Annotated in this window: 13 protein-coding genes; 3 read left to right on the top strand and 10 right to left on the bottom strand. The window is 72.4% G+C overall.

What is annotated here, in order from left to right:
* Positions 1-348: 348 nt before the first annotated feature.
* Positions 349-984: a DUF2752 domain-containing protein gene (locus ABTW72_RS17000; protein WP_502892217.1), complete on the bottom strand. Its 636-nt coding sequence runs from the start codon at positions 982-984 to the stop codon at positions 349-351.
* Between the two features lie 127 nt (positions 985-1,111).
* Positions 1,112-2,341, bottom strand: coding sequence for a winged helix-turn-helix domain-containing protein (locus ABTW72_RS17005; protein ID WP_350859755.1), 1,230 nt, complete (start codon positions 2,339-2,341; stop codon positions 1,112-1,114).
* A gap of 79 nt (positions 2,342-2,420) precedes the next feature.
* Between ABTW72_RS17005 and ABTW72_RS17010 the strand changes: the two genes are divergently transcribed.
* On the top strand, positions 2,421-2,972 hold the full coding sequence (locus ABTW72_RS17010; protein WP_350859757.1) for a GNAT family N-acetyltransferase: 552 nt from the start codon (positions 2,421-2,423) through the stop codon (positions 2,970-2,972).
* On the opposite strand, the gene ABTW72_RS17015 is transcribed toward ABTW72_RS17010, so the two are convergent.
* Complete coding sequence (locus tag ABTW72_RS17015; protein WP_350859760.1) at positions 2,871-4,145, bottom strand: glycosyltransferase family 87 protein; 1,275 nt, start codon at positions 4,143-4,145, stop codon at positions 2,871-2,873. The two genes, ABTW72_RS17010 and ABTW72_RS17015, sit on opposite strands and share 102 nt — an antisense overlap.
* A gap of 35 nt (positions 4,146-4,180) precedes the next feature.
* Here ABTW72_RS17015 and ABTW72_RS17020 point away from each other — a divergent pair, with 35 nt between their 5' ends.
* On the top strand, positions 4,181-4,762 hold the full coding sequence (locus tag ABTW72_RS17020) for a GNAT family N-acetyltransferase (protein ID WP_350859763.1): 582 nt from the start codon (positions 4,181-4,183) through the stop codon (positions 4,760-4,762).
* A gap of 40 nt (positions 4,763-4,802) precedes the next feature.
* Here ABTW72_RS17020 and ABTW72_RS17025 read toward each other — a convergent pair whose 3' ends face one another.
* The 4 genes from ABTW72_RS17025 to ABTW72_RS17040 form a co-directional block, all read right to left on the bottom strand.
* Complete coding sequence (locus ABTW72_RS17025) at positions 4,803-5,690, bottom strand: carbohydrate ABC transporter permease (RefSeq protein WP_350859766.1); 888 nt, start codon at positions 5,688-5,690, stop codon at positions 4,803-4,805.
* Position 5,691: 1 nt separating this feature from the next.
* The gene (locus tag ABTW72_RS17030) at positions 5,692-6,813 is read right to left on the bottom strand and encodes a carbohydrate ABC transporter permease (RefSeq protein WP_350859769.1); all 1,122 of its coding nucleotides are present in this window, start codon (positions 6,811-6,813) and stop codon (positions 5,692-5,694) included.
* A 72-nt stretch (positions 6,814-6,885) separates the two neighbouring features.
* Positions 6,886-8,136: a sugar ABC transporter substrate-binding protein gene (locus ABTW72_RS17035; RefSeq protein WP_350859772.1), complete on the bottom strand. Its 1,251-nt coding sequence runs from the start codon at positions 8,134-8,136 to the stop codon at positions 6,886-6,888.
* A 24-nt stretch (positions 8,137-8,160) separates the two neighbouring features.
* Complete coding sequence (locus ABTW72_RS17040; protein WP_350859775.1) at positions 8,161-9,150, bottom strand: LacI family DNA-binding transcriptional regulator; 990 nt, start codon at positions 9,148-9,150, stop codon at positions 8,161-8,163.
* A 145-nt stretch (positions 9,151-9,295) separates the two neighbouring features.
* On the opposite strand from ABTW72_RS17040, the gene ABTW72_RS17045 reads away from it, so the two are divergent.
* Positions 9,296-11,425: an amylo-alpha-1,6-glucosidase gene (locus ABTW72_RS17045; RefSeq protein WP_350859778.1), complete on the top strand. Its 2,130-nt coding sequence runs from the start codon at positions 9,296-9,298 to the stop codon at positions 11,423-11,425.
* Positions 11,426-11,575: 150 nt separating this feature from the next.
* On the opposite strand, the gene ABTW72_RS17050 is transcribed toward ABTW72_RS17045, so the two are convergent.
* The 3 genes from ABTW72_RS17050 to ABTW72_RS17060 form a co-directional block, all read right to left on the bottom strand.
* Complete coding sequence (locus tag ABTW72_RS17050; protein WP_350859781.1) at positions 11,576-12,046, bottom strand: GNAT family N-acetyltransferase; 471 nt, start codon at positions 12,044-12,046, stop codon at positions 11,576-11,578.
* Between the two features lie 56 nt (positions 12,047-12,102).
* A complete protein-coding gene (gene dapB, locus ABTW72_RS17055; protein WP_350859784.1) occupies positions 12,103-12,870 on the bottom strand; it encodes a 4-hydroxy-tetrahydrodipicolinate reductase in 768 nt (255 codons plus the stop codon).
* Positions 12,871-12,977: 107 nt separating this feature from the next.
* Positions 12,978-14,402 carry a M16 family metallopeptidase gene (locus ABTW72_RS17060; protein WP_350859787.1) on the bottom strand — a complete coding sequence of 475 codons (1,425 nt, stop codon included), beginning with the start codon at positions 14,400-14,402 and terminating at the stop codon, positions 12,978-12,980.
* Positions 14,403-14,437 lie beyond the last annotated feature (35 nt).

The following is a 14,437-nucleotide window of genomic DNA, read 5'->3' on the forward strand; positions in this document are numbered from 1 at the left end:
CAAAGGACGCCAAACAGCGCACCCCGGCCGAGCCCCGCCTCCGCGCATCGGCGATGACGCGTGGCCGGTGCGGCGGCCGCGCGCCAGACAGCGGCGCGGCGGACGGCAGCGCGGTCAAACGGCGGCGCGGCGGCACGGTCAGACGGCACCCCGGCGGACGGCAGCCCGGCAGACGGCAGCCCGGCAGACGCCGGCGCGGCGGACGGCGGCGCGGCGGGACGGCAGCCCGGCAGACGCCGGCGCGGCGGACGGCGGCGCGGCGGGACGGCGACGCGGCGGGACGGCGACGCGGCGGGACGGCGACGCGGCGGGACGGCGACGCGGGGGCGCGGCGGGACGGGGGCGCGGTCAGACGTAGAGCGAGGTGAACGGCGCCCAGGGCAGGTTGCGTAGCACCGAGAAGGCCAGCCACGCGGCCAGGAAACCGCCGATGACCTTCGAGCTGATCCGCAGTTCGGGCAGTCGCCAACCGAACGCCTGGTTCCCCGCCCAGGCCACGAAGAGGTACGCGAGGAACGGCAGCGCGAAGACGAACAGGAAGTGGTGCCGGGCGGCGGCCGGCAGGTCGCCGTGCAGCACGTACCAGAGCGCGCGGGTGCCACCGCAGCCCGGGCAGTCCAGCCCGGTGGTCAGCTTGAGCAGACAGGTGGGCGCGGCGTCCGGGTCGGCGTAGGTCGGGTTGCTGAGCAGCGCGTAGCTCATGCCGACGGCGACGCAGCCGACCGCGGCCAGCGGCACCGCCCAGCGCGGGGACCGTTCGTAGAGGCGCAGCACGAACCGGGTGAGTCGGTCCGGCTCAGGCGCCGGGTAACCGCCGGGCGGGGTCGTCGGCCAACCCTCCGGACCTGAGCCGCCGGGACCGAAGCCCGAGGGTGCGAAGCCACCAGGGCCGACGCCACCGGCACCCGCGCCGCCGGCATCCGCGCCGCCGGCATCCGCGCCGCCGGGAGCCGTGCCACCGGCATCCGCGCCTCCGGGAGCCATGCCACCGGGACCCGCACCGCCGGAATTGAAGCCACCGGGAGCCGTGTCACCGTCGGCCGGCGCCGTGTGGACTGCGCCGAGGGCGAATTGCGGCTGGTCGACCGGTCCGGGAGCGCTCGTCACGCGCTCACGGTACACCGGACACGCCGGCCAACGCGGCGGTGAGCGGACCGGCCAGATCGCCGGCCGCCGGTGGGGCCACCGCGTCCAGGCCGAGCCAGCCGGCGAGGCGGTACAGCTCGGCGGCGAGCGCGACGGCGGTCTCCCCCGGGTCGGCGCCGGGTTCGAGCCAGGCGGCCGGCACCAGCAGCACCCCGGCCTTCCGATCGGCCTTCAGATCGACCCGGGCGGTGAACCGGTCGCCCTGCAGGAACGGCAACACGTAGTACCCGTAGACCCGCTGTGGCGCCGGAACGTAGATCTCGATCCGGTAGCTGAAGTCGAACAGCCGCTCGGTGCGGGCCCGTTCCCAGATCAGCGGATCGAAGGGGCTGACCAGTGTGTTGCCCCGCACCCAGCGGGGCAGCCGGGCGGACGTGTGCAGCCAGGCCGGCTGTCGCCAGCCCGCCACGGTGACTGGCACCAGCTCACCGGCCTCGGCCAGCTCCGCGACGGCCTGCCGGGCACCGGCCAGCGGCAACCGGAAGTAGTCCCGCAGCTCCGGCTCGGCGGCCACCCCGAGGGACCGCGCGGCGAGGGCAACCAGCGTCCGGTACGCCTCGGCGTCGGTCGGGGTGGGCGCGGCCAGCACCGCCGGGGGCAGCACCCGCTCGGGCAGGTCGTAGCGGCGGGCGAAGGAGGTGCTGCGCTCGGCGGCGGCCACCTCCCCGGCCCAGAACAGGAACTCCAATGCCCGCTTGACCGCCGACCAGTTCCACCCCCAGTTGCCGGTCTCCCGGGGCGCGTCGTGCTCGATCTCGGCGGCGGTCAGCGGCCCCCGGGCGGCCACCTCGTCCCGGACCCAGGCGACCAGCTCCGGCTGCTCCTGGGCGATCCGCCGCATGCCGCCCCAGGATTCGCTGTGCGCCCGGGCCATCCGCCAGCGCAGCATTGGGTGCAGCTCCACCGGGACCAGCGACGCCTCATGGCCCCAGTATTCGAACAGGTCGCGCGGGCGCCGGTAGGCGGCCTGGTCGAGCAACGTGGTCGGGTAGGGCCCGAGCCGGCTGTAGAGCGGCAGGTAGTGCGCGCGTTGCAGCACGTTGACCGAGTCCATCTGGATCAGGCCGACCCGGCCCAGCACGCGACGCAGGTGCCGGCGGGAGGGCACGCCCGTCGGTGCCGGGTCGGCGAAGCCCTGGGCGGCGAGAGCCACGCGGCGGGCCTGGGCGAGCGAGAGTGATTCCGGTGCGGTCATCGTCGGCGACCTTAATTCATCGGTACGACGCCGGTGCGGGAAGCTGGACGTGACGACCAACGGGGCATAGAACGGTGCAATGCTGACCATCCGTCGGGAGGAACCGGACGACGCTGAGGCGGTCGCCCGGGTACACGTGCACGGCTGGCAGGCGGGCTACGCCGGCTTCATGCCGGACGAGGTGCTCGGGCGGCTCAACGTGGTGGCCTGGGCGCAGCGTCGTCGCGACGTCGGCACCGCCGATCCGGAACACCCGTTCACCACCCTGCTCGGCGAGGTGGACGGGTTGGTCGTGGGTTTCACCACCTTCGGGCCGTACCGCCGCAACCAGGACCGGGACGACCTGGACCCGACGGTCGGCGAGGTGGTGGCGCTCTACGTGGAGCCGGCCCACTGGGGTGACGGGACCGCCGCGGCGCTGCTGGACGCCGCCCGGAGCGGGCTCACCGAGCGGGGCTGGGCCGGGTACCGGGCGTGGGTGCTGGCGGACAACCGGCGGGCCCGGCGGTTCTGCGAGCGCGCCGGCCTGTCACCGGACGGTGAGCGGTCGACCTACCAGGTGCCGTTGGCCGGTGGGGGCCCGCCGGTCGGGCTGGTCGAGCTGCGGTACGCCGGACGCCTCGACCGCTGACCCGTTCGGGGTCAGCCACCGGCGGATCGGCAGGAAGGCCAGCAGCGCCAGACTCACCCACACGTAGGCGTTGCTGCCCAGGAAGCCGTCGACGCCGGTGAAGTCCTTCTCCCAGAGCCAGACGGTCCGGCTGATCAGCAGCGCGTACCCGATGGTCGCGGCGACCAGCAGGACCTGCCGTCGGCGGCCGGCCGGCGCGGCCATCGCGTTGTCGACCAGCAGGATCAACGCGGGCAGCAGCCAGACCAGGTGGTGCACCCAGGTGACCGGGCTGACCAGGCACATCACCGCGCCGGTCAGCGCCAGGCCGGTCGCCTCGTCGCCGGCCGCGACGGCGGCCCGGGAACGCCAGGCCCAGAGCGCCAGGGTGCCGAGCACCAGCAGCAGCCACAGCAGGGTGCTCGGGTGCTCCGGGTCGAGCCGGGCAACGACCCCGCGCAGCGACTGGTTGGAGACGAAGGCCAGCTCGCCCACCCGCCCGGTGTTCCACAGCGCCTCGGTCCAGAACTCCCGGGACGCGTCCGGGAAGAGCGCGGCGGCCAGCAGCGAAACCCCGGCGGCCGTGCCGCTGGCGGTGAGCGCCGCCCGCCACCGTCCGGTCACCAGCAGGTAGACGATGAACACGCCAGGGGTCAGCTTGATCGCGGTGGCGAGGCCGATGCCCACCCCGGCCCACCGGTTGCCGACCGGCAGCAGCCGCAGCAGGTCCACCGCCACCAGGAAGAGCAACAGGGTGTTGACCTGGCCGAAGTTGACGGTCTCCCGCATCGGTTCGAACGCGGCGGCCAGGCAGAGCGCCACGGCGAGGGCGAACCACCGGGTCCAGCCGGCGCGGCGGGCGATCGGGTCGACCAGCCACCAGATCAGCACCGTGGTGGTGGCCACGCTGGCGAGCACGCTCACCACGATCGCGGCCGTCCACGGCAGGTACGCCATCGGCAGCATGACCAGCGCGGCGAACGGCGGATAGGTGAAGCCGTACTGGGTGCCCGGTTTGAGGTAGTCGTAGATCTCCCCGCCGTCGCGCACCCACCAGGTCAACGCGCCGTAGTAGACCTTCAGGTCGAAGAACCCGTGCCGGACGGCGGCGACGGCGAGGAACCCGGTGACCGCCGCGGCGAGCACCACCACCCCGACGACCTGCGCGGTCGTCCTGTTGGCACCCTGCGCCACCGTCGTCTCCCTCGCCCTGCGTAGGCTTCCGTCCCATGGCTCTCGGGTACGTCCGCCCGGCGCGTCCCGAGGACGCCGGCGAGATCGCACGCATCCAGCTCGCGACCTGGCGGGTCGCGTACCGCCGGATCCTGCCTCGGCATGTGCTCGACAACCTGGACGAGGCGTTCCTCGCCCGGCGGTGGAGCGCCGCGGTGCTGGAGCCGCCCTCGGGCGCGCACCGGGTGCTGGTCGCCGTCGAACAGGCCGAGCAATCGTATCTGGTGGGGTTCGTCGCCTCCGGCCCGGCCGACGGCGAGGCGTTGGCCCCGGGTGAGCCGGCCGACGCGCTCGGCCCGGACGTGGCGGCGGTGACCGACCTGCTGGTGGAGCCGCGGTGGGGCCGGCGGGGGCACGGCAGTCGGCTGCTCGCTGCCGCCGTCGACCTGTGGCGCGAGGACGGGATGAGTCGGGCGGTGGCCTGGGCGTTCGACGGTGACGAGGCGACCCGCAAGTTCCTGACCAGCACCGGGTGGGAGTCCGACGGCGCGGCCCGGGCGCTGGACGTCGACGACATGCTGGTGCCCCAGGTGCGCCTGCACGTGGGCGTGCCGACCGAGAAGGTACCGGCCGAGTGAACCGGTGTGGCGGCCTCGGCAGGCCGCCACACCGGGCCGGTCAGCCCTTGTCCGAGCCGTCGTTGGCGTCGCGGACGAAGTACCGCTGGAACACCACGAAGATGATCGCTACCGGGATGGTGGCCAGCAGCGCGGCGCCGAGCTTGAGCGGATACTGGGTGCCCTTGCCGAGCGAGCCGCTGACCAGGTCGGCCAACCCGCGCGGCAGGGTGAACAGGTCCGGGTCCTGCACCGACACCAGGCTGTGCGGGAACTCGTTCCAGGAGCCCTGGAACGACAGGATGGTGAGGGTGATCAGCGCCGGTTTCGCCATCGGCAGCACCACCGACCAGAAGGTACGGAAGATGCTCGCCCCGTCTATCCGGGCGGCCTCCTCGACACTCACCGGGATCGACTCGAAGAACTGCTTCATGATGAACACGCCCGCCGCGTCGGCCAGCAGCGGCACCACCAGCCCGGCGTAGCTGTTGTAAAGGCCGAGCTGGTTGAGCACCAGGAACTTCGGGATCAGCAGCACCACCCCGGGCACCGCCATCACCGCGATGACGGCGGCGAACAGCCCGCCGCGGCCCCGGAACCGCAGCCGGGCCAGCGCGTACCCGGCGAGCGAGTCGAAGAAGACCCGGCCGATGGTGACCAGCACCGTCACCAGCAGCGAGTTGCCCAGCCACAGCGGGAAGTTGGTGCCGGCGAAGATCCGTTCGAAGCCGGCCAGCGTGAGCGGGTCCGGAAACGGTGACAGTGGGTTGGCCGCCGCGTCGGGCTCGGTCTTGAGCGCGTTGCCGATCTGGATGACGAACGGGTAGAGGAACACCAGCCCGAAGAAGACCAGCGTGGCGTACCCCAGGAAGCGGGTGGCCAGGGTGCGGGCCGCGCGCTGGTGACGCCGCGCGGGCGCCGCCGCCGGGCGGTCGGTGAGCACGGCCATCTCAGGACCTTTCCGGTACGCGCCGACGCCACGGGCCGCTGCGCGGCCGGTCGGTGTCCCGCTCGGCCAGCGCCCGGCGCTGGATCAGTGTGAGCACGATGATGATCAGAAACAGGACGAAGGAGATCGCCGCGCCGGAGCCGTAGTCGAAGTCCCGGAAGGCGGTCCGGTACGACAGGTACGCCGGGGTGAGTGTGGTCTTGGCCGGGTCGCCCTGGCTCATCACGTACACCTGGTCGAAGACCTGCCAGGAGCCGATCATGCCGAGGGTGAGCACCAGGAAGGTGGTGGGCCTGATCATCGGCAGGGTGACGTACCGGAAGCGCTGCCACCGGGAAGCGCCGTCGAGGGTGCTCGCCTCGTCCAGCGTGACCGGCACGTTCTGCAGCCCGGCCAGGAACATCAGCATGAAGGTGCCGGAGGTGGTCCAGACGACCAGCGTGATGATCGAGATCATCGCGACACTCGGGCCGGCCAGCCAGTCCCACCAGGTCAGCCCGAACGGGCCGCCGTCGGCCAGCGCCGCCGGTGGCGAGTCGACGCCGACCGCGCCGAACAGCAGGTGCAGCACGCCGCGGGAGTCGGCGAACCACTCCGGGCCGTCGATCCCGAGGAAACCGAGCAGCGCGTTCACCGCGCCGGAGTTGGCGAAGAGGAACAGGAACACCACGCTGATCGCGACCGAGCTGGTCACCGAGGGGAAGTAGAAGGCGCTGCGGAAGAAGCTCTTGCCCTTGAGCATCCGGTTGTTGACGACCAACGCCAGGCCGAGTGCGAGCACGGTCTGCGCCGGCACCACGATCGCCACGTAGTAGATGTTGTTGCGGAGGCTGGTCATGAAGTCGCGACGGGCCAGCCCGTCCTCGGTGAACAACTGGGTGTAGTTGTGCGCGCCGACGAACGGGACGTCGCCGGTGAACGGGCTGCCCTGGCCGTTCCAGTCGGTCAGGCTGACCCAGAGCGCCATCAGGATGGGCAGCAGCAGGAACAGCCCCAGAATGACGATCACCGGCGCGACGAAGAGCCAGCCGGCGAGGTTCTCGTTGCTCCGGATGCCGCCCCCGCGTCGGCGTGGGCCGGCCCCGCCCGCGGTCGCCGCGGCGGTCAGTGTCTCGGTTGCCATCTTCCCTCCTTTCCTCTCTCCGGCCGACGTGCGGCGGGGGCCCCGGTGTTCGCCGGGGCCCCCGCCATCACCTCAGCTGCCGCCGAGCGCCGCCTTGGCGTTCTTGTCGAAGTTCTGCAGCACGGTCTTCGGGTCGCCGTTGGCCAGCCCCTGTAGACCGGTGTCGAGGTCCTTGAGGACGCTGTCCATCTTCGGGGCGTTCACCGGGCCCTGGGCGTACGCGGCGCCGTCGATGAACACCTTGTCCGCCGGGAAGGCGGCGGTGTACTGGTCGCGGGCCGACTGGCGGGACGGCATGACGCCGAACGCCTTCGCGAAGGTCATCTGCTGCTCGCCGCTGGTCATCGCCTCGACGAACTTGATCGCCTGATCCTTGTACTTGCTCTTCGCGGCGATGCCCCAGCACTGGGTGAAGGAGAGGGTGCCCTGCCCCTTGGGGCCGGCCGGCAGCGCCACGACCTTGTACTTCACGTTCGGGAAGTCGTTCTGCAGAGCACCCTTGATCCAGTTGCCCTCGATGGTCATCACGGCCTTGCCCTTGCCGAACGCCTCACCGGACCAGCCGGCGTCGAGCTGCTTCGGGTACTTGGCCAGGCCGGTGCTGAGCATGGTCTTGACGTACTGGAGGGCGGCGAGGTTCTCCGGGCTGTCGGCGGTGGGCTGCTTGCCGTCCTTGCTCACCAGCCAGCCGCCGTTCTGCACCATGAAGGCGCCGATCCGGTCCCGGGTGTCACCGAGGGCCAGCGGGACCTGCCCCTTGGCCTTGATCTTCTGGGCGACGGCGGTGAGCTGCTCCCAGGTCGTCGGCACGTCGGCGTCGGTCAGCCCGGCCCTGGTCCACAGGTCGGTGTTGATCTGCAGGGCCAGGGTCGAAAAGTCCTTGGGAGCGCAGTAGACCTTGCCGTCGTACGTGAAGGCACTGCGCAGGCTCTCGTAGAAGTCGCCCGAGTTGCTGATCTTGTCGCCGTACGGCTCGAGGGCACCGACGCTGGCGTAGTTGGCGAACTGGGCCGCGTCCACGTAGAAGACGTCCGGCGGGGTGCCGCCGGCGAGGGCCTGACCGAGCTGCTGGGTGAGGTCCTGCGCCGGGGTGACCGTCGCGGTGTTGCCGGAGCTGCTGGCCCACTTCGCGGCGGCGTCCTGGACGGCTTTGGTCTCGGCCTCGCCGGACGAGCCGATCAGGATCTGCAGGCTGGCCGGGCCGCTGGACTGGGCGGTGTCGCCGGAGGAGTCGTCGAAGCCGCTGCCGCAGGCGGTGGAGCCGAGGAGGGCGACGGCGGCGAGGCCGGCCACCGCTGCCCGGGTGATTGTTCGGGGTGCCATGGTTTCTCCTGGTGGGGGGTGGGACTACGCGGTGTGCCGCAGTGCCAACGAGGGCTGGAGCAGCACGGGGGTGGGGGTCTCGTGGTCGCCGTCGAGGACCCCGGTGAGCAGGTCCACGCAGCGGGCGGCGGCCTCGCCGAGCGGTTGGCTGACGCTGGTCAGCCCGACCGCGGCGGCCACCGGCGTGTCGTCGAAGCCGATCACCGACACGGGCGGGTCGACGCCGCGAATCGCCTGGAGGGCGCCGAGGGCGAGTGAGTCGCTGGCGCAGACCACGGCGCTCGGTGCCACGGTGGCGAGCAGGTCGTGCATCAGGCGTTCGCCCTCGGCGATGCCGTCCTCGGTCTCCCGGTGCAGCCCGGTCGGGTCGACGCCGGCCGCACGCAGCGCGTCGCGCCAGCCGGCCCGTCGGTCGTCGCCGACGCCGGAGCCGACCGGCCAGCCGATGAAGGCGATCCGCCGGTGGCCGGCGTCGAGCAGACGCCGGGTGGCCTGGGCGGTGCCGGCCGCGCCGTCCACGTCCACCCAGGGGTGCGCGTCGAGCGCGTCCCAAGGGCGACCGAAGGTCACGAACGGCACGTCCCGGTCGGCGAGCCATTCGGTACGCGGGTCGCCGTGCTTGGTGCCCACCAGGACGAACGCGTCCAACTCGTAGGTGCCGAGCAGGTCGCCGTAGGTGGCGATCTCCCGGTCGTCGTCGGTGGCGGTGTAGAGCAGCACCCGGTAGCCGGCGGCGTCGGCGGTCTCGGTGAGGCCGTGCAGGAAGCGGTCGAGCACGGAACCGTTGATGCCGTCGCGGGTCGGGTCGATCCGGGCGGCGATGAGGCGGGACCGGCCGGTGCGCATCTGTCGGGCGGCCTGGTTGGCCCGGTAGCCGAGCGCGTTGATCGCGTCCTCGACCCGCTGACGGGTCTCCTGCCGCACGATGTGCGGGCTGTTGAGCACGTTGGACACCGTCTGCCGGCTGACTCGGGCGTGCCGGGCCACCGTCGCGATGGTCACCTTTTCGGCCACTTAATCCCTCTCGCCATCTTGAACGATCCAATTTGGATAAGGCAGGATTGGAACGTTCAAGTTTCTGGAATGTTTCGCACTTTGCACCGCCAGGGGCGCGTTGTCAAGATGGCCGCCCCGCACCCCGAGGATCTGGAGCCACACCGTGATCGAACGCCAGCTGCAACCCCTCCTGCACGAGCTGGTCGGGGTGGTCTTCGCCCCGACCAGCGCGCTGGGGGACGCGACCGGGCAGATCCGCCCGACCGGCGTCCAGGGCGTCTTCCACGCCGACGCCCGGGTGCTCTCCCGCGCCGAGCTGCGGGTCGACGAGCGGGAGCTCGAAGGGCTGGCCCGCAGCGACGACGGCCCGCACGGCGCACGTTTCGTGGGCCTGGCCCGCTGGCTCGGTGACCCCACCCCCGACCCCACCGTCCGCGTCGACCGGCTCCGGCGGGCGGCCCGCAACGGCCTCACCGAGGAGCTGCGGATCGTCTCCACCGCCACCATCGGCGTACGGGCCACCGTCTCCGTCGACCTCGGCTGCGACCTGGCACCCATCGAAGTCGTCAAGTCCGGTGGCGCCACCGACGCGCTGACGGCCAGGACCGGTCAGCCCGGCACGCTCACCTGGTCGGGCGCCGGGATCACCGTCACCGTCACCGCGCCAGGCGCCGACCTGCTGGTCGACGGCGAGCGGGCCACCGCACCCCGGCTGGTCTGGCCGGTCGACCTGCCCCCCGGCGGGGAGACGGTGCTGCGCTGGGAGCTGACCGTCGACGACCCGCGCGCCGTCGTCGTCGGGCCGGCCGGCGAGCCCGAGTGGTCCCGACCCGAGGTGACCGCCGACGACCGACGGCTGATCCGGCTGCTCGACCGCAGTCTGGACGACCTGCGCGGCCTCCGACTGGCCGAGACCGGCGCACCCGGCGACGTGTTCCTCGGCGCCGGGGTGCCCTGGTTCCTCACCCTGTTCGGCCGGGACAGCCTCTGGGCCGCCCGGATGATGCTGCCGCTCGGCACCGACCTGGCCGCCGGCACCCTGCGCGTGCTCGCCCGGCGGCAGGGCACGCGGGTCGACCCGACGACCGGCGAGGCTCCCGGCAAGATCCTGCACGAGCTGCGCCGCCACGCGTTCGCCCTGCCCGACAACGGCCTGCGTCTCCCGCCGGCGTACTACGGGACCGTCGACGCCACAATGCTCTGGGTCAACCTGCTGCACGACGCGTGGCGTTGGGGGATGCCCGCCGAGCAGGTCGAGCCCCTGCTGCCGCACCTGGAGGCGGCGCTGCGCTGGCTCGGCGAGCACGCCGACCCGGACGGTGACGGCCTGGTCGAGTACGTCGACACCACCGGGCACGGGCTGTCCAACCAGGGCTGGAAGGACTCCGGCGACGCCGTCCGCTTTCACGACGGGTCCCTGGCCACCGCGCCGATCGTGCTGGCCGAGGTGCAGGGGTACGCGCACGAGGCCGCCGTGAACGGGGCCGCCCTGCTGGACGCCTTCGGCCGCCCGGGCGCCGACCGCTGGCGCGAGCACGCCGCCGCGCTGGTCGGCCGGTTCCGCAAGAGCTTCTGGGTCGACGGTCGCCACGGACCGCAACCCGCGCTGGCCCTCGACCGCGACAAGCGGCCGGTCGACTCGCTGACCAGCAACATCGGCCACCTGCTCGGCACCGGCCTGCTCGACCGCGACGAGGAGGCCCAGGTCGCGCACCTGCTCACCACCGACACGATGGCCGCCGGGTTCGGGCTACGCACCATGTCCAGCGACGACGCCGGGTTCAGCCCGCTGTCGTACCACTGTGGCTCGATCTGGACCCACGACACCGCGATCGTGCTCGGTGGGCTGGCCCGTGCCGGGCACCGCGAGGCCGCTCTCGGTCTGGCCGACGGGCTGCTCAGCGCGGCCGAGGCGTTCGACTACCGGATGCCGGAGCTGTACGGCGGCGACGACCGGGCACAGGTGAATCGCCCGGTGCCGTACCCGGCCTCGTGTCGACCGCAGGCGTGGGCCGCTGCGGGCGCGGTGCTGCTGCTCCAGGCCGCCACGGGGCTCTACCCGGACGTGCCGGGCGGCACGGTCCGGCTGGCGCCCCTGGCGGGAGCAGAGTTCGGTGCCGTGACGGTCGACGGTCTCCGCGTGGCCGACACCCCGGTACACGTCACTGTCGACCGCACCGGCGAAGCCACACTAACCGGCCTCCCCACCCCCCTGACCCCAACCCTCCCCACCCAACGCCAACCCACGCCCCTCCCCCACCCGCCCCACCCCACGCCGCCCCGCCGATCATGAAGTTGTGGTGGGCGAGAGCTCCATGTGCGCCCCTTTTGTGAGGCACCACAACTCCATGATCGACGCAGGCGGGGCGAGGCCGGGGCGGGCGGGGCGGGCGGGGCGGGACAGCGCCTTGTGTCGCGACAGGAGGTGCCGGATCGGCGGGGTTCAGGGGGTTCGTTCGGCGATCAGCTCGTCGTCGTCCATGGCACCCGTGGGGTGGAAGCCCAGGGAGGTGTAGAGGGCTGCGGCCGAGGTGTTGTCGGGGTGGTAGGACAGGCGGACCGGGGGGTTGCCATCCCGGGCGGCCAGCCAGGGGGCGAGGGTCTGCACCGTCGCCCGGCCGACGCCCCGGCCCTGCTCGGCGGCGTCGATCAGCATTCCGCCGATCCAGTGCGAGCCGTCGTCGTCCACGCCCCACATGACGTGGCCGACGACCGTCTCGTCGGCGTACACCGCGAGCGAGTTCCACACCTCGGAGCGGGTGCTCAGCAGCAGATAGCGCGCGCCCAGCGCGGCCACGAACCGGCGCTGGTCGTCGCGCGGGGCGACGTCGGCCACCGCCCGCCAGTTGTCGTCGTCGACAGGCCGGAGCGTCACTCGCCGCCCGACCCGGTCATCATGTCCACCGTCGATCATCGGGGCAGCCTAGGGACGGCCAGGCCAACGCCGCCATTAGGTTTCGACCCGCCCGGTCAGTCGAGCAGGGCGTCCAGGCCGACGGTGAGGCCGGGGCGGTTGCGCACCGCGCGGACGGCCAGCAGCACACCCGGCATGAACGACACCCGGTCGTACGAGTCGTGCCGGATGGTCAGTGTCTCGCCGGTGCCGCCGAACAGCACCTCCTGGTGGGCGACCAGGCCAGTGGCGCGCACCGCGTGGACGCGTACCCCCTCGATGTCGGCGCCGCGTGCACCCGGCACCTCGTCCCTGGTGGCGTCCGGGACCGGGCCGAGGCCGGCCTCGGCGCGGGCCTGGGCGATCTGCCGGGCGGTGTGGGTGGCGGTGCCACTCGGGGCGTCCAGCTTGCGCGGGTGGTGCTGCTCGATGATCTCGACGGACTCGAAGTGTCGGGCGGCCCGCGCGGCGAACTGCATCATCAGCACCGCGCCGATGCCGAAGTTCGGGGCGATGACCACGCCCACCTCGGGCTTGTCGGCCAGCCAGCCGCGCACCTGCTCCAGCCGCTGCTCGGTGAAGCCGGTCGTGCCGACCACCGCGCTGATGCCCTGCTCGATGCACCACTGGAGGTTGTCCATGACGACGTCCGGCGTGGTGAAGTCGACGACCACCTCGGCGGTGGAGACGGAGGAGCGGCTGTCGCCCTGGTCGACCGCCGCGGTCAGGGCGAGATCGTCGGCGGCGTCGACCGCCTTGCAGACCTCGATGCCCATCCGGCCGCGCGCACCAAACACGCCGACCCGCAGCTGCTGGGCCGGGGTCTTTCCCTGCTCGTCAGTCACGGGGCACAACCTATCCCAATCGGGACGGACCCTTCCGGCCGGATCCGCTCTGCTCCACCGGCCGGGACGCCCGACCGGGGTGCCTCGACCGGGCCGGGCGGCAGAACTCAGACCGCGAAGTCGCCGGCGCCGAACGGGCCCACCACGGCCAGCGACATCGGCCGGCTGAGCAGCTCGGCGGCGAGGACGTTCACGTCCTCCACGGTGACCTCGTCGACCCGGCGGAGCAGCTCGTCGACCGGCATCAGGTCGCCGTAGAGCAGCTCACCCTTGGCCAGTCGGCTCATCCGGGAACCGGTGTCCTCCAGGCCGAGCACGAACGAGCCCTTGCTCATCCCCTTGCCCCGGGCCACCTCGGCCTCGGCCAACCCGTCGGCGGCCACCCGGGCCAGCTCGGCGCGGGTCAGGGCCAGCACCTCGTCCACCTTGCCCGGCGCACAGCCGGCGTAGACGGCGAACAGGCCGGTGTCGGCGTACTGGCTGGCGTACGAGTAGACCGAGTACGCGAGGCCCCGCTGCTCGCGGATCTCCTGGAACAGGCGGCTGGACATGCCGCCGCCGAGCACGTTGTTGAGCACCCCGAGGGCGAACCGCCGATCGTCGAGCCGGTCGATGCCGGGGCAGCCGAGGATGACGTGTGCCTGCTCGGTCTCCTTCGGCTCCACCAGGGTGGTCGCCGGTTTGGTGCGTACCGCCGGGGTGGCCGCGCGGTGCGGCGCCGGCGTGGCCGGGTCGCTGTCCAGTGGGGTGCCCCGCACGGCCTGGCGGACCATCTTGACCACAGCGGCGTGGTCGAGGTTGCCGGCAGCGGCGATGACGATCTGCGGCGCGGTGTAGCGGCCCCGGTAGAAGCTCTGGATCTGCCGTCGGGTCATCGGGGTGACGGTCTCGGCGGTGCCGGAGATCAGCCGACCCAGCGGGTGGTCGCCGTAGACGGCCTGGACGAAGAGGTCGTGCACCTCGTCACCGGGCTCGTCGTCGTGCATGGCGATCTCTTCGAGGATCACGCCGCGCTCGGTCTCGACGTCGGCCGGCTCCAGCAGCGAGTCGGCGACCAGGTCGCACATCACGTCGACCGCGAGCGGCAGGTCCTCGTCCAGCACGCGGGCGTAGTAGCAGGTGTATTCCTTCGTGGTGAAGGCGTTCGTCTCACCACCCACCGCCTCGATCTGCGAGGAGATCTCCAGTGCGGTGCGCTTGTGCGTGCCCTTGAAGAGCAGGTGTTCGAGGAAGTGCGCGGCACCGGCCTGCGGGCCGGTCTCGTCACGCGAGCCGACCGCCACCCAGATGCCGAACGAGACGCTGCGCATCGCCGGAATCGCCTCGGTGAGGACGCGCAGACCGCTGGGCAGCACGGTACGACGTACCGTGCCGCCCAGCGGGTCGTCGCTGAGCGTCCGGGTCACCGCGCGGGCGGTGCCGCCGGAGCGGCCCGCCCCGGTGTCCCGAACTCGACTCGCCTGGCTGGCCCGCCAGCCGGGGGCCACCCCCCGTCGATCCGGTGGAAACGGCGCGCTGATGGCCCGACTCACGACTTGCTCCCGGTTCGACGAGGGGTGGGTGATGC

Origin of the sequence: Micromonospora sp. NPDC127501 (assembly GCF_040302185.1) — a bacterium.
GTDB lineage: Bacteria > Actinomycetota > Actinomycetes > Mycobacteriales > Micromonosporaceae > Micromonospora.

Excerpts from the sequence above, each read along its gene's own strand:
- ABTW72_RS17050 (WP_350859781.1), bottom strand. The coding sequence starts at position 12,046 with ATGATCGACGGTGGACATGATGACCGGGTCGGGCGGCGAGTGACGCTC.
- ABTW72_RS17035 (WP_350859772.1), bottom strand. The coding sequence starts at position 8,136 with ATGGCACCCCGAACAATCACCCGGGCAGCGGTGGCCGGCCTCGCCGCC.
- ABTW72_RS17025 (WP_350859766.1), bottom strand. The coding sequence starts at position 5,690 with ATGGCCGTGCTCACCGACCGCCCGGCGGCGGCGCCCGCGCGGCGTCAC.
- ABTW72_RS17020 (WP_350859763.1), top strand. The coding sequence starts at position 4,181 with ATGGCTCTCGGGTACGTCCGCCCGGCGCGTCCCGAGGACGCCGGCGAG.
- ABTW72_RS17000 (WP_502892217.1), bottom strand. The coding sequence starts at position 984 with ATGGCTCCCGGAGGCGCGGATGCCGGTGGCACGGCTCCCGGCGGCGCG.
- ABTW72_RS17030 (WP_350859769.1), bottom strand. The coding sequence starts at position 6,813 with ATGGCAACCGAGACACTGACCGCCGCGGCGACCGCGGGCGGGGCCGGC.
- ABTW72_RS17010 (WP_350859757.1), top strand. The coding sequence starts at position 2,421 with ATGCTGACCATCCGTCGGGAGGAACCGGACGACGCTGAGGCGGTCGCC.
- ABTW72_RS17005 (WP_350859755.1), bottom strand. The coding sequence starts at position 2,341 with ATGACCGCACCGGAATCACTCTCGCTCGCCCAGGCCCGCCGCGTGGCT.